The organism is Vitreoscilla stercoraria DSM 513, assembly GCF_000382305.1.
Lineage (GTDB): Bacteria > Pseudomonadota > Gammaproteobacteria > Burkholderiales > Neisseriaceae > Vitreoscilla > Vitreoscilla stercoraria.
In genome coordinates, this window is sequence record NZ_KB908029.1 from 1 (window position 1) to 21,277 (window position 21,277).

The 21,277-nt window shown below is 43.7% G+C and carries 16 protein-coding genes; 7 read left to right on the forward strand and 9 right to left on the reverse strand.

The features are described from left to right. On the reverse strand, positions 1-780 hold a 780-nt coding region (locus tag H150_RS14180; protein ID WP_019958830.1), incomplete at its 3' end, for an IS256 family transposase. 461 nt (positions 781-1,241) lie between these two features. On the opposite strand from H150_RS14180, the gene H150_RS0109520 reads away from it, so the two are divergent. The 4 genes from H150_RS0109520 to H150_RS15005 all read left to right on the forward strand — a co-directional run bounded on the left by H150_RS0109520 (position 1,242) and on the right by H150_RS15005 (position 6,674). Beyond that, positions 1,242-1,661, forward strand: a complete 420-nt coding sequence (locus H150_RS0109520) for a cupin domain-containing protein (protein WP_019958832.1) — start codon at positions 1,242-1,244, stop codon at positions 1,659-1,661. 94 nt (positions 1,662-1,755) lie between these two features. Then, a complete protein-coding gene (gene purU / locus H150_RS0109525; protein WP_019958833.1) occupies positions 1,756-2,619 on the forward strand; it encodes a formyltetrahydrofolate deformylase in 864 nt (287 codons plus the stop codon). A gap of 33 nt (positions 2,620-2,652) precedes the next feature. Beyond that, entirely contained in the window at positions 2,653-5,157 is a 2,505-nt protein-coding gene (locus tag H150_RS0109530; protein WP_019958834.1) for a GcvT family protein, read from the forward strand. Positions 5,158-5,168: 11 nt separating this feature from the next. Continuing rightward, complete coding sequence (locus H150_RS15005; RefSeq protein ID WP_019958835.1) at positions 5,169-6,674, forward strand: cyclodeaminase/cyclohydrolase family protein; 1,506 nt, start codon at positions 5,169-5,171, stop codon at positions 6,672-6,674. A 334-nt stretch (positions 6,675-7,008) separates the two neighbouring features. Here H150_RS15005 and nadC read toward each other — a convergent pair whose 3' ends face one another. After that, complete coding sequence (nadC, locus tag H150_RS0109545; protein WP_019958837.1) at positions 7,009-7,860, reverse strand: carboxylating nicotinate-nucleotide diphosphorylase; 852 nt, start codon at positions 7,858-7,860, stop codon at positions 7,009-7,011. 416 nt (positions 7,861-8,276) lie between these two features. On the opposite strand from nadC, the gene nadA reads away from it, so the two are divergent. Then, positions 8,277-9,497, forward strand: coding sequence for a quinolinate synthase NadA (nadA, locus tag H150_RS0109550; RefSeq protein ID WP_019958838.1), 1,221 nt, complete (start codon positions 8,277-8,279; stop codon positions 9,495-9,497). Continuing rightward, positions 9,472-10,998: an L-aspartate oxidase gene (gene nadB, locus H150_RS0109555; RefSeq protein WP_104932383.1), complete on the forward strand. Its 1,527-nt coding sequence runs from the start codon at positions 9,472-9,474 to the stop codon at positions 10,996-10,998. The genes nadA and nadB overlap by 26 nt, the downstream gene beginning before the upstream one ends. A 70-nt stretch (positions 10,999-11,068) precedes the next feature. Here nadB and rho read toward each other — a convergent pair whose 3' ends face one another. The 4 genes from rho to H150_RS0109575 all read right to left on the reverse strand — a co-directional run bounded on the left by rho (position 11,069) and on the right by H150_RS0109575 (position 15,811). Next, positions 11,069-12,331: a transcription termination factor Rho gene (gene rho / locus H150_RS0109560; protein ID WP_019958840.1), complete on the reverse strand. Its 1,263-nt coding sequence runs from the start codon at positions 12,329-12,331 to the stop codon at positions 11,069-11,071. Between the two features lie 422 nt (positions 12,332-12,753). Then, positions 12,754-13,086 (reverse strand): thioredoxin TrxA, encoded by a 333-nt coding sequence (gene trxA, locus H150_RS0109565; protein ID WP_019958841.1) that lies wholly within the window; start codon positions 13,084-13,086, stop codon positions 12,754-12,756. A 276-nt stretch (positions 13,087-13,362) separates the two neighbouring features. After that, on the reverse strand, positions 13,363-14,133 hold the full coding sequence (locus H150_RS0109570; RefSeq protein ID WP_019958842.1) for a glycosyltransferase: 771 nt from the start codon (positions 14,131-14,133) through the stop codon (positions 13,363-13,365). A gap of 85 nt (positions 14,134-14,218) precedes the next feature. Continuing rightward, complete coding sequence (locus H150_RS0109575) at positions 14,219-15,811, reverse strand: dipeptide ABC transporter ATP-binding protein (RefSeq protein ID WP_019958843.1); 1,593 nt, start codon at positions 15,809-15,811, stop codon at positions 14,219-14,221. A 154-nt stretch (positions 15,812-15,965) separates the two neighbouring features. On the opposite strand from H150_RS0109575, the gene H150_RS0109580 reads away from it, so the two are divergent. Further along, positions 15,966-16,400: a hypothetical protein gene (locus tag H150_RS0109580; protein ID WP_019958844.1), complete on the forward strand. Its 435-nt coding sequence runs from the start codon at positions 15,966-15,968 to the stop codon at positions 16,398-16,400. Between the two features lie 59 nt (positions 16,401-16,459). Here H150_RS0109580 and H150_RS0109585 read toward each other — a convergent pair whose 3' ends face one another. From H150_RS0109585 to mfd, 3 genes are read right to left on the reverse strand one after another with little or no spacing between them, the layout of a single operon-like run. Beyond that, positions 16,460-16,798 (reverse strand): YfiM family protein, encoded by a 339-nt coding sequence (locus H150_RS0109585; protein ID WP_019958845.1) that lies wholly within the window; start codon positions 16,796-16,798, stop codon positions 16,460-16,462. Continuing rightward, complete coding sequence (locus tag H150_RS14190) at positions 16,795-17,742, reverse strand: class I SAM-dependent methyltransferase (RefSeq protein WP_019958846.1); 948 nt, start codon at positions 17,740-17,742, stop codon at positions 16,795-16,797. The genes H150_RS0109585 and H150_RS14190 overlap by 4 nt, the downstream gene beginning before the upstream one ends. A 48-nt stretch (positions 17,743-17,790) precedes the next feature. Beyond that, the gene (gene mfd / locus H150_RS0109595) at positions 17,791-21,186 is read right to left on the reverse strand and encodes a transcription-repair coupling factor (protein ID WP_019958847.1); all 3,396 of its coding nucleotides are present in this window, start codon (positions 21,184-21,186) and stop codon (positions 17,791-17,793) included. Between the last annotated feature and the right edge of the window lie 91 nt (positions 21,187-21,277).

Below are 21,277 nucleotides of genomic sequence, written 5' to 3' on the forward strand. Positions count from 1 at the left end.
ACGTTGGTGTTTACAGGACGGATATTGCTTCGCCATCGCATTCCAAAAGCCTAAAGCACCGTCACCAATTGCCAATTTTGGGCTGGTTTCCAAACCTTTCAAACGCAAGCCAGTCAACACTTCTGACCAACTGACTTCAGATTCCCGATAGCCATCTTCAACCGCCACCAACTCGTTATGTCCTTGATCGGTCACGCCAATGATGACCAATAAGCACAGCCTGTCGTCCAATCTCACATTGCTGTAAATGCCATCCGCCCACCAATAAACATAGCGTTTGCCCTGTAAATCCCGCTGACTCCATTGACGATGTTCATCCGTCCAATGCTGCTTCAAACGACTGATGGTATTGGCCGACAAACCTTTGGCCTGCTCTCCCAATAAAGCCACCAAAGCTTGTTGATGGTCACCAGTGGAAATGCCTTTCAAATACAACCACGGCAGCAATTCTTCGATGCTTTTGGTACGCTTCAAATAAGGCGGCAACAATTGACTGTTGAAACACACACCGTCGCCACTGCGATCGCGTACCTTCGGCACTTTCACCTGTACATCACCAATGCCAGTCTGCACTGTTCGTTCCGGCAAATAACCATTTCTGACCAATGCTTGGCGACCATCGGGAAGTTTCTTGGGTGAATGTTGCTCCAGCAAAATCTGCAATTCGGTTTCAACCGCTTTGGCAATCAACTCCCTGGCTCCCTGACGCAGCAAATCGGTCAATGGGTCATTGAATGTTTGCTGTGGTTGTACGAATGCATTTGGGTTAAAATCAGTCATAGCGTATTCCTTTTGTTGGTTGAAATCTTGGCGGAAATCAATCAACAGGATACGCCTTCTTCATTTGTACGTCATACACCAGAAATGACTATAGCTCAGAATTCGCACCAATAAAGCCACTCGTGCTGTGCTAGCGTCATCTTCTAAATAAAACCGTTAAAGATTTTCATACCAAGCGTCCTGTAAAGCTTACAGGACGCTTTTTTAATGTCTTTTTATTAATACTCAATTCAAGAAAATCTTTTTTAAAACAATTACAAACAATGTTTTTTATGATTTATGGGCATATTTTACCTATGGCAATTATTGAAAATATCAATGCAAATCAAAATGTCGATTTTAAGCAAAATAGTGTGTGGTATTACGCAGTTTCTCATAAAAAGACATGCCTATACTGATCACAGATTCAAAAACCAATGTGTGTGTTTCCAACCATTTCTCATGCAGGTAAAGGATAAAAAATGACTCAATCTTTTGTGGATACTACAGGCGGTATTTATTTGATTAAAGCAGGCAGCCAACAAGCCAACGAGTTGTCTGAATTGAAAAACATACCTGAGTTAAAAGGGCAAATTTTAGACATTCCTTTGACTTTATCCAATCAGCAAGCTTTGACCTTAGGCTATTTCTCACTTCAGCCATCGGTCAGCTATGAGGCTGTTTTTAATTTTATCGAAGTCAAAATTGTCACCAAAGGCAAGATGGTGGTTCGAGATGGACGCAATCAAAAATATGTCGCTTATGCCGGTGATGTGCTGGTATTCATGCCCGACACTTTGGTGATTTTTGATGGTGAAAGCGATGGTGAAGCGGTGTATTTCAAAAATGTTGCCGCCACCGAAAGCTATTTAAGCCCAGCTGTAGCGACAATGAAAGCATAAACAATACTGGTCATTTTGTATGGCTCAAATGAATTTCAAGGAGTAAGAAACATGTATATCGATATCTCAGCAAAAAAATGCCAATGCTCAGACAGTGACTGAAACTGCCAGCCATCATTTTATTTTGACATTCACTTGTCCAGATCAAGTGGGTATTTTGTCAGCGGCCAGCGAGTTTTTGTCTTCACGAGGTTTGAACATTCGTGAGCACCAACAATTTGATGATGTGGGCAATGGCAAAGTGCATGTGCGCACCGCTTTTCACACTCAAGAAGCCAAATTTTTGAGCCAATTACAAGCTGATTTTCAAAATGTGGCCAATCGTTTTGACATGCAATTTGCCATCCATGATGCAACTCAACAATCGCGTTTGTTGTTGATGGTGTCCAAACAAGGCCATTGCTTGAATGATTTGATTTTCCGCTGGCGTACAGGTGCGTTGAATGCCCATATTGCCTTGGTGGTATCCAATCATGAAGATTTGCGTCCTATGGCCGAAGCAGCTGGCATTCCTTATGTTCACATACCTGTGAGTGCTGCGACCAAACTAGAAGCCGAAGCACAATTATTACAATTGGTTGCAGAACATAAAATTGATTTGGTGGTGTTAGCGCGCTATATGCAGATTTTTTCAGATGAATTGTCTGCCAAATTGTCTGGTAAAGCCATCAATATCCATCATTCGTTTTTACCTGGTTTCAAAGGTGCCAAGCCTTACCATCAAGCTCATGCTCGTGGCGTAAAAATGATTGGAGCCACCGCACATTATGTGACAGCTGATTTGGATGAAGGTCCTATCATTGAACAAGAAGTTATCCGTGTAAACCATACCAATGATCCACGCGCTTTGTCGCAAGTGGGTCAAACCGCTGAAGCGCAAGCTTTGAGTCGCGCAGTGCAATGGCATTGTGAGCATCGTGTGTTACTTGATGGCCACAGCACCATCGTCTTTCAATAACAATCAAAATGAAGGTTTACAGGAGCATAAAGAATGGAAAATAACAAACGAGTGGTGATTATTGGTGCGGGCATTGTGGGTACCAATGTGGCAGATGAATTGGTACAACGCGGTTGGAACCATATTACCGTCATTGAACAAGGTCCTTTGGCTTTGCCTGGTGGCTCAACGTCTCATGCGCCTGGCTTGGTATTTCAAATCAACTCATCCAAAGCGATGACGCAATTTGCCAATTACACAGTCGAAAAACTCAAATCATTGGATGCGTTCACACCTGTAGGTGGTTTGGAAGTGGCAACAACACCAACCCGTTTGAATGATTTGCGTCGAAAACATAGTTGGGGACAATCTTGGGGCACTGAAACCAAATTATTGACAGCAGCAGAATGCAAAGCCTTATATCCTTTGTTAGACGAAGAATTTGTATTAGGCGGCCTGCATATTCCTTCAGATGGTTTGGCTTTGGCAGGCAAAGCGGTAAATGGTTTGATTGAGCGCACCCAAGCTGCAGGCGTGGTTTATCGTGACCGCACCACCATTACTGGCATCAAACATGAAAACAACCAAATCAAAGGCGTTTGGATTGGCGAAGAATTGATTGAAGCCGATGTGGTGGTGTGTTGCGCAGGTTTTTGGGGGGTGAACGTCGGCAAAATGGTCGGTATGAAAGTGCCATTGGTGCCTTTGGCGCACCAATACGCCAAAACCACGCCTGTTAAAGGCTTGAAAGGTCGCAATACCGATCCTAATGGCGTGAGCTTGCCGATTTTACGTTTCCAAGACCAAGATTTGTATTACCGTGAACATGGCGACGGCTATGGTATCGGTTCTTATTTGCACAAGCCTATGCCAACTTTGTTGGAACATTTGCCTAAAATTCCTTTGGATGAATACACCAAAGACAATATGCCATCGAGCCAAAAATTCACCCCTGAGGATTTTGCCTCTTCATGGGAAGCATCAAAACGTTTGTTGCCTGATTTGGCTGATGCTGAAATTGCCAATGGCTTCAATGGTATTTTCTCGTTCACGCCTGATGGTGGCTCATTAGTTGGCGAATCGCCTAAAGTACAAGGCTTTTTCTTAGCCGAAGCGGTTTGGGTGACGCATTCTGCAGGTATTTCACGTGCGGTCGCTGAATTGATTACTACAGGACGCTCAGAAATCGACTTGTCCAGTTGTGACATCAACCGCTTTGAAGAAGTGCAATTGGCACCGAGTTTTGTCTTGGAAACCTCTAAACAAAATTTCGTGGAAATTTACGATGTGCGCCATCCTTTAGAGCCACGTTTGATTGCCAGAGATTTGCGTGTAAGCCCGTTTCATGCTCGTCAAGGTCAGTTGGGCGCCCACTTTTTAGAAGGCGGCGGTTGGGAGCGTCCATATTGGTTCCAATCCAATGCCAAACATTTTAAAGATTTGCCTTGGACTTGGCAGCCTGTCAGCCGTGATTTGTGGAGTAGTTTGCATCACTCGCCTATCGCAGCTATTGAAGCTTATAAAACGCGTACCGCTGTTGCGATGTATGACATGACGCCATTAAAACGCTTGGAAATCTGCGGATCTGGTGCTTTGGCTTTATTGCAACGACTAACCACCAGTGAAATGAACAAGTCCATTGGTTCGGTCACTTACACGTTGATGGTGGATGAAAAAGGCGGCATTCGCAGTGATATTACCGTAGCACGCTTGGATGAAGAAACCTTCCAAGTCGGTGCGAACGGCAACATTGACACCGCTTATTTTGAAGTGGAAGCCAGAAAACAAAACCAAGGTCAGTTGCCTGGTGGTTGGGTACATGTACGAGACATCACCGGCGGAACATGTTGTATCGGTTTGTGGGGTCCTTTGGCACGAGAAGTAGTGGCTAAAATCAGTACTGATGACTTTTCCAATGAAGGCTTGAAATACTTCCGCTCTATGCAAGCACATATTGGTGGCGTACCTGTCACGGCATGGCGCTTGTCTTATGTCGGAGAATTGGGTTGGGAAATTTACACTTCCGCAGAAAATGGTCAGCGCTTATGGGGCGTTTTGTGGGAGGCAGGTCAAGAGCATGGCATGGTAGCAGGTGGCCGTGCGGCATTTGCATCATTGCGCTTGGAAAAAGGCTACCGCTCTTGGGGTACAGACATGAACACCGAACACAATCCGTATGAAGCGGGTTTGGGTTTTGCAGTGAGTGCCAAAAAAGAAGCAGATTTTGTGGGCAAAGAAGCCTTGGCAGCACTGCGTCAACAGCCTCAACAAAAATACTTGCGTTGTTTGTTAATTGATACCGCCAACGACGTTGTTTTAGGCAGTGAAGCGGTTTATCACCAAAACATGGCTGTGGGCTATGTGACCAGCGCAGGTTTTGCTTATACCGTTGGCCGTCCGATTGCTTATGCTTGGTTGCCTGCCAACATTGACATTGATGACAAAGTACAGATTGATTACTTTGGCAAGAAAATTTCGGCAACGGTAACACAAGATCCCGTTTATGACCCAGAAATGCTGCGTTTGCGTGGCGTCTCAAATACCATTTCAGCAATTTAGGAGTTTGAAGAATGATTGCTAACGAAACAGTTTCGTCTTACTTGTCTCGTTTAGCATCTAACGCCCCCACCCCAGGTGGGGGGGCTGTAGGTGCTTTACATGTTGCACATGGTGCTGCTTTAATCAGCATGGTTGCCAAATTTACAGTGGGTGAACGATTTGAACATGTTCAAAATCAAATCGAACCATTGATTATTCAATCTGAACAATTAATAGAAGAAGCTTTGCTGATTGCAGATCAAGATGAATATTTATTCAATGATTTGATTCAAGCTTATCGTTTACCACGCGATACTCAAGAACAAAAAGCGTATCGCCTGCAAGTGATTCAGGCCGCCACCAAAACAGCGACCATCCCGCAAATCCGTACCGTTAAGTTGTCTGAGCGCATTTTGCAAAGTGCTGATACCTTGGTTTTAATAGGCAATAAAAGCGTCATCAGTGATGTGGCAGCGGCGGCTGAATCAGCCAAAGCTGCACTTGCAACGGCTTTGGTAACCTTGGAAATCAATATCAATTCTATTGAAGAAAAGCCAACCAAATCTGAATTGATAGATTATGCCAAACTGGCTGAGAAATTGATTCAATTTGCCGACACCATCACGGGCAAAGTTCGTCAAAAACTCAAACCCCAACCCAACAATGATGGTCAGCTAAATTCAACACTCAGCGGCAAACCAGTCGCAGAAAAGCTCAAAACCACCATACAACATCAGGTCGCTGTTTTGGCTCAACAAGATGTGACAGCATGTCTTGCTGTGATTTTGGCAACCGATAATGAAGCCACTATTTGGTATGTCAATTCCATCAAAAAAGCTGCTCAATCACAAGGCATCAAATGTGAGGTCTATACACTTCACAATCCAAGTGAAGAAGCATTAAAAACCCTGATTCTTGAATTGAATCAAAACACTGCTGTACACGGCATTATTTTACAAACGCCTTTGCCAAAAAATATCAATATCAATCATTTGATTAATTTGATTGATAAAAATAAAGACATCGATGGTGCCAATCCGTTGAGTTTGGGCTATTTAAGTGCGGGGCAAAAGGCTTTTGCACCTGCGACGGCTCGCGCTGTCATGGAAATTTTAGACTATTATGATATTCCATTGGCAGGTGAAGAAGTCACAGTGATTGGGCGCTCGAATGTGGTAGGCAAACCATTGACGCAACTGTTACTGAAACACAATGCGACGGTCACTTTATGTCATTCACACACACAAAATTTATCACAACGCACCAAAGCTGCCAAAATCGTGGTCGTGGCGGTGGGACAAATCAATTTATTAAAAGATAGCCATATCACCACCGATTCTATTGTGATTGATGTTGGCACCAATATTGATGAAAACGGCCGATTGGTTGGCGATGTCGCACCAGAAGTAGCAGAGATCGCACATGCTCTTACTCCCGTTCCCGGTGGCGTGGGCACGGTGACGACCACTTTATTGTTGTTACATACTGTGGAAGCGGCAATGAGTTTAAGCAATGCCAATGTGTTAAATGTCGCTTAAATCATTTCATTTATAAAGAAATTCTCCCATTTTTAATGGGAGTTTTTTCTTTATATCGAGCCAATTTGGATTTCAACCATCAAGCCGCCAAAACCATATTGCTTCGAACACACAGCCAATATCTGCAACTTAATCAGTAAAAATACCAATATGAAATCTGTTTTTATGACAAAACCACTCATCAATCATTGCGCCTCATATCACAACCACAGTCATTTTTCGCCCACACCATCAGGATAAAAATGACATGGAACAGTTAAATTCATATTATGAATAAAATGATTTAACAAGCGCCCTGTAAACTTTACAGGCCGCTTGATATATCTTATTACCCTTACAATAAATAATCCAAACCAATATCCAAATACGGCGCACTGTGCGTCACATAGCCCATTGCTAAAAAATCCACGCCCGTTTCAGCAACCGCCACTGCAGTGGCTGGAGTCAAACCGCCTGAAGCTTCTGTTTTGCATTTGCCCTGACACATGGCGACTGCTTGCTTGAGTTGTTCGATATTCATATTGTCCAACAACACCAAAGCCACACCTTCTTGCAATACCGCTTCCAATTGCTGCAAAGTATCGACCTCAACTTCTACTGCAATCAAGTGCCCTGCATACGCTTTGGCTTTTTGAATCGCCTCTGCCATGTCTCCGCCAGCCAAAGCAATGTGGTTGTCTTTAATCAAAATTGCATCGTCCAAACCCATACGATGGTTACGCCCACCACCCACACGCACGGCATATTTTTGCAAAGCACGCAAACCCGGTATAGTTTTACGAGTACAAGTCAATTGTGCATTTGTATGGGCGATACTGTGTTGAATTTGCTGGGTGATGGTGGCAATACCACTTAAATGAGTTAAAAAATTCAAAGCCGTGCGCTCTGCCGCTAAAATGCCACGCGCATTGCCTTGGATACTCGCCAATACCATTCCTGCTTCTAATACATCACCATCTTGCACTTGCGCTTCAAACAAAACATCCGATTGCAAGGCTTGAAAACTCAAACGTGCCAATTGCATGCCACACACCACGCCGCTTTCACGCGCCACCATGTGTAAAGTCGCTTGCTGATCAATGTCTATCATTGCCTCGCTTGTCACATCACCACGGCGACCCAAATCTTCAGCCAAAGCAGTTTGAACCAAAGGTTGTAATAAAAGATGAGGCAAAGTATGGCGCATGACTGTGTATCCTAGAAATATACTCAAAAAGAGATAATATTCTCAAATTGGGCATAAAAATTCAATATAAATATAATAACAAACGTGAAAAATGATTTATGATGATGTACAAATTCGTCACGCAGTTAAAAAACATGAACACATTTTAAACTATTTCAAGACAGCATTATCATTGATTTTTGCCCTAAACAAATAAGGACATTTACATTTTTTGCATTGGGAATCAACCATACATTCAAAGCCATTGACATAACCATACATTCAAAGCCATTGACATATTAAAAATAAAAATTATTTATATACTCAAAAAGATACATATCTAAATACTCAAAATGAGCATATTTTGATTGATTTCAAATCACTCTTACGAGCATAATCTGCTTTCCTTAAAACGTCACATAGATGTCATAAAAACCATGAACACACATACTTCTGAACGTTTGTCTTACCCGTATGAAAAACCGTCGCTTGAACACATGCAAGCCCATGTAAATGCTGCAAAGCAACAACAAGAACAACAAGCATGTATCTTGCATGAAGCTTGGGCAAAAACACCTGCCAAACTCCAAGACAATGCCAAAGCACAAGCCATTGCCCATCTTCAAAACTTACTCACCCAACACAATGCTGTCATGGTAGCGCATTATTATGTTGCGCCTGAATTGCAAGATTTGGCATTGGCTACAGGCGGTATGGTGGGTGACTCTTTGGAAATGGCACGTTTTGGACAAAACCATTCTGCGCAAACCTTGTTGGTCGCAGGGGTCAAATTCATGGGCGAAACGTCTAAAATTCTCAGCCCTGAAAAAACCGTATTAATGCCCGATTTAGAAGCCACTTGCTCTTTGGATTTGGGTTGCCCTGTCGATGAATTCACCGCCTTTTGCGACCAATATCCAGACCGTACCGTTGTGGTTTATGCCAACACCAGCGCCGAAGTCAAAGCGCGTGCTGATTGGGTGGTCACCTCGTCCATTGCTTTGGAAATTGTGACGTTCTTACACAGCCAAGGCAAAAAAATCATTTGGGGGCCTGACCGCCATTTAGGCAGCTACATTCAAAAGCAAACTGGCGCAGACATGATTTTGTGGCAAGGATCATGCATTGTGCATCATGAATTCAAAGGTTTGGAATTGAGCTTACTCAAAGAAAAGCATCCTGAAGCCTTGGTGTTGGTTCATCCTGAATCGCCTGCCGAAGTTGTTGCTCAAGCCGACGTGATTGGTTCTACCAGCAAATTGTTACAGGCCGCTGTTAATCATTCTGCAAAATCCTTCATTGTCGCCACCGACCAAGGCATTTTGCACGAAATGCAAAAACAAGCACCGCACAAACAATTTTTTGCAGCGCCTACTGCAGGCGATGGCGCGACGTGCAAATCGTGTGCATTTTGCCCTTGGATGGCGATGAATGGTTTGCAAAACTGCATCAGCACATTAGAAGACCAAAGCCATGCAGTCCAAGTATCTCACACAACTTTACATGCCGCTCGTCGTTCGATTCAGCGAATGTTGGATTTTTCTGCCGCTTACCGTGAATTTGGTGTGGCGAAAGATGGCGCGGACTTAAATGCCCACATTTCACAATTTCAACAATGGCTGGAACAAAACCATGAACATGCCCAAAAACTCGTATGATGTGGTGATTATCGGTGCTGGTTTGGCTGGTTTGAGCGTGGCTTTGTCGTTACCAACACATTTATCGGTATTGCTATTGAGCAAAGAAGATTTACACACTTGTTCTAGTAACCGCGCTCAAGGTGGCATTGCTGCGGTGATGGATTTACATGACAGTGTAGAAGAACATGTACAAGACACCCTCATTGCAGGAGCAGGCTTGTGTCATGAAACAGCAGTCCGACATATTGTCAGCCAAGGCAAGACCGCCATTGAATGGTTGTGTGCACATGGTGTGCCGTTTACATATGAGCAAGAAGATGCCACACAATTGCATTTAACCCGTGAAGGTGGTCATGGTAAACGCCGCGTGGTACATGCCGCTGACCACACAGGTTTTTCAGTCACACAAACTTTGCAACAACAAGTGCGCCAATATCCCAACATCGACATTGTGTCACATGTTCAAGTAACACAATTACAAGTGCAAAATGGCGTGTGTGTGGGTTTGTCCATACAAGATGCGCAACAACACAACCACAGCATCCAAGCTGCAAAAATCGTACTCGCCAGCGGTGGCGCAGGTCAATTGTTTGCCCTGACTACCAATCCCATCACCGCCACTGCCGATGGCATGGCTTTGGCAGCGCACGCAGGTTGCCATTTGCATCAAATGGCATTTATACAATTTCATCCAACCGCCTTGGCATTGCCACAAAATCCTTGCTTTTTGATGTCAGAGGCTTTGCGTGGTGAGGGAGCGATTTTGCGCAATGCTATGGGCGAGCGTTTCATGCCCGCTTACGATGAACGTGCCGAATTGGCGCCTCGTGATATTGTGGCGCGCGCCATTGCCGACCAAATTCAAAAAACCTCACAAGTGTATTTGGACATCACACATAAGCCTTTAAGCTTCATCCAACACCATTTCCCGAGTATTTATGAGTTTTGTTTGACACAACATCAATTGGACATCAGCCAACAATGGATTCCTGTGGCACCTGCAGCTCATTATGCTTGTGGTGGCGTGGTCACAGACGAACATGCCCGCACCCATGTAACCCATTTGTATGCAGTAGGTGAAGTGGCATGCACAGGTTTACATGGTGCCAACCGTTTAGCGAGCAACTCTTTATTGGAATGTGTGGTTATGGGCCAACAAGCGGCGCAACACATCGTCAGCAATGGCGCTTGGGATGATTTTGAACCACCCTTTTCTAACAGCTTCACATGGCAAAACATCGATTGGCACATGACACTTGATTTACAGGACGCTGAGGATGATTTTTCACCCGAGCTGTTACAACAACAAATGAGCCAATTTTTTGGCATTCAACGTCAAAGCCAAGCAATGCAAGCTTTGTACCAACGCTTATTGACTTGGTGGCAACAAAGTCTTGCCTCTGAACACAAGCGCCGTTTGATGTTGACCGCCGCCATTTTGATGGTGTATGACGGTTTACAACAAACAACCAACCACGGTGCATTTTTCAATGTGGATTTGGAAGCTGTGGTGGCGTGAGTGGGTACAATGGGCATGAAAAAAGCGTCCTGTAAAGTTTACAGGACGCTTTTTAAACATACACAATCGCTTAACGCTTCATTTGATCAAAGAAATCAGCATTGTTTTTCGATGATTTGATTTTGTCTTGCAAAAATTCCATCGCTTCCACATCGTCCATCGGATGCAAGAATTTGCGCAACAACCACATGCGTTGCAATTGATCGTTTGGCACCAACAATTCTTCACGACGCGTGCCTGAGCGGTTCAAGCTGATGGCTGGGAAGACGCGTTTTTCGGCCAAACGGCGTTCCAAATGCAATTCCATATTGCCCGTGCCTTTGAATTCTTCGTAAATCACATCGTCCATGCGGCTGCCTGTATCGACCAAAGCGGTGGCGATGATGGTCAAAGAACCACCTTCTTCCAAATTACGCGCCGCACCAAAGAAACGTTTTGGGCGGTGCAAGGCATTGGCATCCACACCACCGGTCAAAATTTTGCCCGATGCTGGTACCACAGTATTGTAAGCACGTGCCAAACGGGTAATCGAATCCAATAAAATCACCACATCTTTGCCATGTTCAACCAAACGCTTGGCCTTTTCAATCACCATCTCAGCCACTTGTACATGACGCTGGGCAGGTTCATCAAAAGTTGACGATACCACTTCACCACGCACAGAGCGGGTCATTTCAGTCACTTCTTCAGGACGCTCATCAATCAACAATACAATCAATTCCACATCAGGATAATTGGTCGTGATGGCAGTGGCGATGTTTTGCAACATCACAGTTTTACCTGTTTTAGGCGGGGCTACCAACAAAGCACGTTGGCCAAAACCAATGGGCGCAACCAAATCAATGGCGCGGCTAGTGACGTTTTTGTCCTCTTTGGTTTTACCATCGCGCTCTAATTTGAATTGGCGCGTTGGGAACAACGGCGTTAAGTTTTCAAACAAAATTTTGTGTTTGCATTTTTCAGGGTCATCACCATTGATTTTGTCCAATTTCACCAAAGCAAAATAGCGTTCACCGTCTTTAGGTGTGCGGACACTGCCTTCGATAGTGTCACCTGTGTGCAAATTGAAACGGCGGATTTGACTTGGGCTGACATAAATGTCGTCCGGACCTGCCAAATAAGACGTATCTCGACTGCGTAAGAAGCCAAAGCCATCTGGTAAAATTTCCAAAGTGCCTTCGCCTGTGAAGCTTTCGCCTTTTTTGACCAAAGCGCGGACAATGGCAAATACCAAATCTTGTTTGCGCAAGCGGTTGGCATTTTCAATGCCATTTTGTTCGGCCAAAGTCAATAATTCAGAAACGTGTTGTTTTTGTAGTTCGGAAACGTGCATTTTAATGTGTCAGTATAGAATTTTAATTTAGAAAGAATTGTCCGCATCAAGCTATGGCTAGCAGATGTTATTTTGAGCAGAACACCTAAAAGATCCATTCAGTTTATTTGGTGAATTAAGATTGAAAAGATTACTTGAAGATAACGGAAATTATGATGGTGTATGTACAGATATTCCTTTGCATGCTAATTCTTTTTGACCATTTTTGTCAAGCGGAACACCAAGATACAGTAAAGCGTCCATTCCAAAACATCTTCATCTCTTTAGCAATTTTTTTCCAAACCCACACAAAAACAGTCATACCAATAGCAAAACTAAGCAGTTTGTTTTAAAAAACGCTTTTAAGTTCATTTAATCAATCATCATATAAAAATCCCCAACTTTAGCTGGGGATTTTTTATCAGACTGACTCAATCAATTAATTAAGCAATAGAAGCATCAATAAAAGCGACCAATTGACCTTTTGCCAATGCGCCGACTTTGGTTGCTACATTTTGACCGTCTTTGAAAATCATCAAAGTTGGGATGCCACGCACACCATATTGGCCTGGAATGGCTTGGTTGTCATCCACGTTAACTTTAACAATTTTCAATTTGCCTTCATATTCAGGTGCAATATCGTCCAATACAGGGGCAATCATTTTGCAAGGACCACACCAAGGCGCCCAAAAATCAACCAATACTGCGCCTTCGGCTTTCAATACTTCTTCTTCAAACGTAGCATCAGATACGTGAACAATCAATTCGCTGCTCATAAACATTCCTTTGGATATTGAATCAATAAATTTGACTTAAAAGGATATAGACACTGCCACTTTTTTTCAAGTATGTTGCCTCGCAATAAATTTTAGGTATAAAGCTTATAGTTATTTATGCTTTCATAAGCTGAGCTTGACGCAGATTATGGCGCCATTTAAATATGACAGATGCTTTTGATTTTTATAAAAAATCACCAAACTTCTGTTAATTCTCATTTAACACGCTATGCCAAAATCTTAAGACAGGTACCTAAACCACACTGTTAAAAAAATTTATTTCAAGCGCAAATAAGCTTGATTAACATATTCCCAATACAAGTAATTTAAAAATTCTAAGGTTTTAGACAAATCAAAATTTCTAATTTGAAATGGCTTAGGATTGCCAACATAATGCAACACTTGAATGTCTTTAAATGCCAAAAAGCGCATTTTAATCAAATCTTCAATGCCCATCACAAACACATTCAAAGTCGGCTCTAATTGCAAATGTGGACTGTCCATCCAATGCGGCCACAAAGCACGGAACACGTCTTGATCATAGCCCACTTGTGCGTCCATTAAAGCCAATGCGTTATGATATTCGGATATATTAGGCTCTATCACCAATAACCCACTGTTCAAACCTTGATGACGCGCCATACGGCTTTGACCACACCAATCCCACACCGCACTGGCATGAGGCCTGTCAAACAAATCATCGATATTGGCTCTGACAATCATGTCTGAATCCAAATACACTATTTTTTCATAATCAACCAAAGACAAAATTTTCAATTTGGTGGCGCTGTGTATGACTTCAATCGGCCAAGCATCTTGAGTCATGCGCTCAATAACATCATCATGATATGCCAATGCAGAAACCACACAAACTTGCATACCTAATTTTTCCAAAGTCATCAAAGTCGCAGCCTCTAAAGTTTCGCTTGCCACAACCAACAAAGGATATTTTGCATCTACATTCAACAAACTTTGTTGCAAAGCCAATACACCAGGCAAATAATGGTCAGTAGTTAAGACCGTTACATAAGTTTTGGTTGGGGACATAGCAAGCTCTCTTGATGACATTCAAAATCATTTGTTTGTCATTATTGCCTTTTGTTCCAAACGCAGACACCACTATTTGAAATATTCATTTCAGGACGGTTCTAATCGGCGATGACAAATGTCTGAGCAATTCTTGTGTGTAAGGATGTTCAGCGGCAGTAAAAATTTCATGCACCGTACCCGACTCCACCACACACCCTTGTTTTAGAACCAACATATCAGATGCCAATGCCGCAATCACATCCAAGTCATGGCTGATAATCACCATGCTTAAATCATATTGCTGTTGCAATTTTAATAATAATTTCAATATTTGTTTTTGTAAGCGCACATCCAAAGCGCTGGTGGGCTCATCCAATAACAATATTTTAGGTCTGACCACCAAAGCACGAGCAATCGCCAAACGCTGTCGCTGTCCACCTGAAAATTCGTGTGGATAACGCTGCAAGCTGTCATGTGGCAAGCCGACATCATCCAAAACTTCTAACAAACGTGCTTGCTGTTGCTCAGGGCTTAAATGGCTTTTTTGAATGAAAAATGGTTCTAACAACGCCGTTTGCATATTCATGCGTGGATTGAACGCAGAAAATGGATCTTGAAACACCATTTGCATGTTTTGTCTGTGGACAACCAAATCATTCAAACCCAAAGCCAGCCAGTCTTCCGCACCCACCACGACTTTTCCTGTCGCAGGCATCAAACGCATCAAAGCTTTGGCAAAAGTGGTTTTGCCACTGCCTGACTCACCCACAATGCCCAAAGTTTTGCCAGCTTGCAATTGTAAAGATAGCGGTTGCAATAACACTTTGTTGCTGTGACGCCACCATGATTGTTTTTGTTGGATGCTCACACTGACATTCTGTACATCCAAAACAACTGCACTGCTGTTTTTTTCTGCCGCAACAAGATTCAAAGCTTCAGGGCGGGCATTCAATAAATCTTGCGTATAAACATGTTGCGGCTGAGCAAAAAGTTGTGCTGTCGCAGCTTGCTCCACTACATGCCCTTGTTGCATCACCACCACCTCATCAGCAAAACGTTCCACCAAGCGCAAATCATGGCTGATGTACAACAATGCCATTTGATACTGGTTTTGTAAACGTTCAAGCAAAGCCACAATTTGTGCTTGCACCGCCACATCTAAAGCGGTGGTGGGTTCATCTGCAATCAACAATTTCGGTTGCGCCGCCACAGCCATGGCAATCATCGCTCTTTGTCTTTGACCACCTGACAATTGAAACGGATAGGCTTTGACCTTATCACAAGCGTCCTGTATGCCCGTTTCTTGCAAAATTTCAATCGCGGCTTGCCAAGCTTGTTTGGCGGTTAAACCCAAATGCTGTTGGTAGACCTCGGCAATTTGGTTGCCAACTGTATACACAGGATTCAAAGCCGTCATCGGCTCTTGAAACACCATGCCAATATCGCGTCCACGGATTTTACCCAGATGTTTTTCAGACAGAGTCAACAAATCTTGCTCTAAAAAATCAATGTTGCCATTCAAACTCACCATCGGATTCAAGCGCATGATACCTTGAGCCAACACAGTTTTACCACTGCCTGACTCACCCACTATCGCTATCTTCTGCCCACGAGCGACCTGTAAATTCACATCGAACAATACTTGTGTTTGACCAAAATAAGCATTCACATTTTTTGCCGACAACAAAACATCCATGTCATTTTTCCTTATGATTTGCAGACTTTATAGCAGATGGATTTGATTTTGAGCAATGCTTGTTACGTTTACTTTGTAGCATAAGCGTTTTAGTATGTTCATTCACAATATTTAAGTATGCATTAAATGCGTTATGTTAATTAAGGAATAAGATATGAAGCAGTATTTATGGATGTTGGGATTGGTTTTGGGATTCAGCCAAGCTGCAAGCGCAGCTCCCGTCAAAGATGTGTCCAAAGAGTTAGACCAAGCCACCCACGCCGCCATCAATGTGTATCGCAATCAAGGCATGACAGGATTGCAAAAAGCCGTCAATGATTGTTATCGCCAAGTCGGTTATGCCACACCGTTTTGCGTGTATTTAGATGCGGCAGGACGTGAAATTGATTTCACTGTCGCGCGCGCTTACAAGGAATTGGGACGCAATGTGTTGCCAAGTACTTTTTTCCAAGCCAAATCTTTTGGTGAGCGCACTGCTTCTTTTTACATTTTGCACCAACACACGCGCAAAGAATCCAACGCACACATGCAAAAAATTCAAAAACAAATCCAAAAACAAGTGAATAAAAACCTGTTCCCACAAGATTGAAATATCTAAAAAAAGCGTCCTGTAAAGGTTTACAGGACGCTTGATCCAGCAAAATTGAATCAATGAGCCAAACGGTATAATTGATACCCAGCTATTGCACCACCCACATCGTAGGCCAAATCTTTCCAACTGAAACCACTGCCTTGCGCACGAGCATCATACAACTCTTTACCCAAACCCATAGAGACGCTAAAGCCAATAGCCGCAGTGGCTCGATGAGATGGCGGCATGTGGTTGCCGTGCAAAGATTGTGCCGCTGCAGCACTTAAACCTGCGGACACGGCAAAATGTTTGACTTTGTCTGGACCGACCCAAGCATCGTTGGCTGAGTGCCAAGTGCTGCAAGCACCTAAGCCCAAGCTGATGATAATGAAACCAATGTAACGAAACCACTTCAACCAATAATCCCTTCCACGTTTTGCCCTTGTATGTGTTGCTCTAATGTTTGCACATATGCTAGCAATTGCTCGATATACGCTTGTTGCTGTTCCATGTAAATTTGCTGCTGCGCCACCAAAGCTTCTTGTTGATGCAATTTTTGCATCGCATCACTTACAACAGGCTCATCTTTTTTATGCACCACCACCACATCACTGATGTCCACACCATGCATGTTTTTGATGTTTGGCAACACATGGAACGTTTGACCGACCACCACTCGCTTACCCAAAACATTGTGAGCGGCAGATTTTTTACGAATAATGCACATTGAATTATTGAAAGTGATGGAATGTATCACACTCAAATCCACTTGATCTATGCCTTGCGCAGCTGCAAAGGCTTGGAATAAGTCCGCACGAGAAGCACTGACATCCCAATGTTCATAATTGACCACGTCAGCCAGCAATTTTAAAAATTGCATGGCCGAGCTTTCACGATTGACGCCACCTTCCCAATTTTGCCAATAACTACAACACAAATCTTCAGCAATATAAATACCGTCCTCTTTTAGCAAAGGAAACAAGCGCACAAATGCAGCAATAATATCAGAGCTGATGTGTGAACCATCGTCAATGATGATGTCAAACTGTGGGCAAATGGCAGTAATTTGATGGACCGTATCATGATTTTTAACATCACCAATGACCACATCAATATGACGACCATTCAACGCAATATTTTGACATTCAGGATTGATGTCACAGCCAACGATGTGTTGAGCATAAGGAAAATAACGCTCCCATATTTCCAAAGAGCCACCGTTACACACGCCCACTTCCAACAAAGACACATCTTCACCTTGAAAAGGCTTCAAAACCTCATCGTAAGTGTTCAAATAATGTTGCCATTTATCCGAACCATTACCAGTATGTGCTGTATTCACTTGACTAAACAATTTCATATTGGCTCCTCAATAGTCATATTTATGCTTCTCAAATATGATGACCCACTAATTGCCTAACAGTTTCAAAATGCCTTTAATTTGTTTGATGCGCTCTTGCACGCTGTCATTGCGCAAATACACTCGCAGCTTATCCGCGCCCAATAATTGGAAATCACGGTTGGTTTGAATCAGTTGTATGATTTGCGTTGGATCTATGTGATTGTGTTTGTCTATCATCAAAGTCATCGACTCAGAATGGGCATCCATGCTGCTGATACCCAATGCTTTGGCCATCAAACGCAAACGGTGTGACTCCAATAAAGTTTCTACCGCTTGTGGCAACAAGCCAAAACGATCGACCAACTCCTCATGAATATCATTGATTTGATTTTGAGTTTCACATGTTGCCAAACGCTTGTACAACACCAAACGCTCATGAATATCTGGACAATATTCTTCTGGTAGCAAAGCCGGGCTGTGCAATTTAATTTCTGTCGTCACACCCAAAGGCGCATCCAAATCGGGCACACGCCCTTTTTTCAAATCACGTACCGCTTGCTTGAGCATTTCGGAATACAAAGTCAAACCGACCTGTAAAATTTCGCCCGATTGCCCATCACCCAAAATCTCACCCGCCCCTCGAATTTCCAAATCTTGCATCGCCAAAGTAAAACCTGAACCCAATTCATCGGCTGCGGCAATGGCATCTAAGCGCTTTTCAGCATCTTTGGTGATGTATTCAGGTGTGAGCAAATAAGCATAGGCTTGATGGTGCGAACGCCCGACACGACCACGCAATTGATGCAATTGCGCCAAGCCAAATTTGTCAGCACGATTGATGATAATGGTGTTGGCGTTCGGAATGTCGATGCCTGTTTCAATGATGGTCGAACACAGCAACACATTGTAACGATGTTGCATAAAATCACGCATCACTTGTTCCAATTCACGCTCACGCAGTTGACCATGCGCAATCGCAATTTTGGCTTCAGGCACCAAACTGCTCAAGCGTTCATACGCGTTTTCAATGGTGTCCACTTCATTGTGTAAAAAATACACCTGCCCGCCACGTTTAAGCTCACGCAAAACCGCTTCGCGAATGGTGCCTTCTGAAAACGGCTTCACAAACGTCTTAACCGCCAAACGCCGACTTGGCGCGGTAGTAATCAATGAAAAATCGCGCAAACCTTCCAAAGCCATAGACAAAGTGCGTGGAATAGGCGTTGCCGTCATCGTCAACACATCAACATTGGCACGCAAACGCTTGAGCTGTTCTTTTTGGCGCACACCAAAACGGTGCTCTTCATCGATAATCACCAAGCCTAAATTGTGAAACTCAATATCAGGCTGCACCAATTTGTGCGTACCAATCACAATATCTACTTTACCGTCCTGTAAGCCTGCCAAAGCTTCTTTGGTTTGCTTACTGGAATTAAAACGCGACAATTGCGCCACTTTGACTGGAAAATCAGCAAAACGATCGGCAAAATTTTGCGCATGTTGCTCGACAAGCAACGTCGTGGGTGCCAAAACCGCCACTTGTTTGCCACCCATCACCGCTACAAATGCCGCTCGCAACGCCACCTCAGTTTTACCAAACCCGACATCGCCACAAATCAATCTGTCCATTGGTTTGCCGCTGATTAAATCTTGGATGGTTGCTGCAATCGCTGCTGCTTGGTCTTCGGTTTCTTCATAACCAAAACCATCGGCAAATTGTTGGTAATCGGCCTCATCCAAAGCAAACGCATGACCTTCTAATGCCGCACGTTGCGCATATAAATTCAGCAATTCTGCGGCTGTGTCATGCGCTTTTTCAGCGGCCTTACGTTTGGCTTTGGCCCAAGAGGCATGACCCAACTTATGCAAATGGACATTGTCCGCAGCGTGTCCTGCATAACGTGAAATCAAATGCAATTGCGCCACAGGCACATACAATTGGCTACCGCCATCGTATTCCAACAACATCATTTCATTGTCACCATCGCCCAAATCCAAATTCACCAAACCCATATAGCGACCAATGCCATGCTCTTCATGCACCACAGGATCACCAAGATTGATTTCGGCCAAATCACGTAAACTGCTGTCGGAAGATTGGGCATGTTTGCGGCGGCGATGGCGCTTACCGCCACGTACCACATGTTGGTATAAATCCGCTTCACTGATGACGGCAACACCAGCTTGTGGCATTTGAAAACCACGCGAGATAGCAGATACAGTGACATTTAACCGCGCATCCGATGCCAAAAACGCTTGCCACGATGCCACTGTTTTGACAGCCAATTGTTGCTGCTGCAAAAATGCCAACATGGTTTCACGTCTACCTAAGCTTTCAGCACACAACAAAATTTTGCCATCAAAAGCGGCCTGAAAGTCTTGTAAAGCTTGCAAAGGCTGTTCTTTTTGGCGATTCACAGCCACATTGGGCAATTCTTGTTCAAGCGCTTGAGGCTGAATATGGATATGTGGCAATGCCTTAAGCTTGGCGCCAAACTCATCTTCGCTTAAAAATAAGCTTTGCGGTGACAATGGTGGGTAGCTGGCATCGGCTTGCGCCATATTAAAACGCGATTTGACATCCAGCCAAAAACCATGCGTTTGGGCATGGACATCATTCAAAGACAGCACCACACTGTTAGCAGGTAAATAATCAAACACAGTGGCCAATGGCGTTTCAAAAAACAAGGGTAGGTAATATTCAACGCCACCGCCAAACTGACCTTTGCTCACGGCTTGATACACATACGCTCGTGTTGGATCACCTTCTATTTCTTCTCGAAAGCGGTGGCGAAAAATAGTCTGTGCCGCTTCATCCGTTGGAAACTCATGCGCAGGCAATAGGCGGATTTCGGTCACATCATCTAATGTACGCTGCGTATCCGCATCAAACGTCTTGATGCTGTCAATTTCATCACCGAACAAATCAATGCGATACGGCCACTCTGAACCCATAGGAAAAACGTCTAACAATCCACCACGCAAAGCAAATTCGCCCGCCGCCACCACATTAGAAACATGCTGATAACCAGCATTGACCAATTGCGCTCGAAACATGTCCGCATTTAAGGTTTCACCACTTTTCAACCAAAACGTGCGGCCTTGAATAAAAGACAATGGTGACAAGCGCTGCATCGCAGTAGCCACAGGCATCAAAACACAGTCGAGTTGCTCATGGCTCAATTGCCACAACGCCGACAAACGCTCAGATACCAAATCTTGATGTGGCGAGAAACGTTCATACGCCAACGTTTCCCAATCAGGCAAAAAAGCTGTTCGCCATTTGGGACAAAAAAATGCCAAAGCTTCTTGCAAACGCAAGGCTTGGTCGGCATCTTCGGTTAAAAAAACCACTGTATTTTTCTGCAACGATGTTTGCGCCAAATACCATGGCAAACTTCCTAAAGAAACTTGAGTCAAAACGCTTTTCTGACCGGATTGGGGAATGGTCAATACTGTCACTGCATCATCCTTGTTGATTATTCTGAAAGGCTTTGGTGCTGATATTGGCATAAAATATGGGTCATCAGAAAAATTTCAAATTAGATGTATT